1 protein-coding gene is annotated in these 571 nt (G+C 46.1%); it reads left to right on the top strand.

Annotated elements, in window-relative coordinates:
* Window positions 1-571, top strand: a 571-nt coding sequence (locus MTF64_RS19845; protein ID WP_248452446.1) for a condensation domain-containing protein, incomplete at both ends; no start/stop codon positions are given.

The following is a 571-nucleotide window of genomic DNA, read 5'->3' as shown; positions in this document are numbered from 1 at the left end:
GAGAATCCTCCGTCACAGCTTCCACTATCATTCAGCCAACAAAGGCTGTGGCTGATAGACCAATTAGAAGGTGGTTCTAGTCATTACAACATGCCTGTGGCACTGCAAGTGGACGGGATGTTTGATGTGGTCGCGGCAGAGAAAGCACTTAACACAATTTTGGCCCGTCACGAGGTGCTGCGAACGGTTTATAAGCAGGCTGGTGAGACGGTTTACCAAGAAGTACAGACAGACGTTTCAGTGCCATTTAGCATGCATGACTTGCAAGGGATGAAGATGCAAAGTCAGCGAGAAGCAATTCAGAGCAAACTGACAGAAGATGCTCGGGCACATTTTGATTTATCAACAGATGTCATGTTAAGAGGCAGCTGGCTACAGCAATCAGCGACGCAGGGAGTGCTGCTGTTTAACATACATCATATAGCATCAGACGGTTGGTCGATGTCAGTGTTAGTTGATGAATTTAATCAATTGTATCAAGCATATGCACAAGGCATGGACAACCCACTAGCAGGATTGACACTACAATACAGCGATTATGCATTGTGGCAACAAGAGGAACTAGTAGGTG

Source organism: Pseudoalteromonas sp. 2CM41L (assembly GCF_023161905.1).
GTDB lineage: Bacteria > Pseudomonadota > Gammaproteobacteria > Enterobacterales > Alteromonadaceae > Pseudoalteromonas > Pseudoalteromonas atlantica.
The sequence above is the reverse complement of the archived record's forward strand: the minus strand, read 5'-3'. Positions and strand labels throughout refer to the sequence as shown.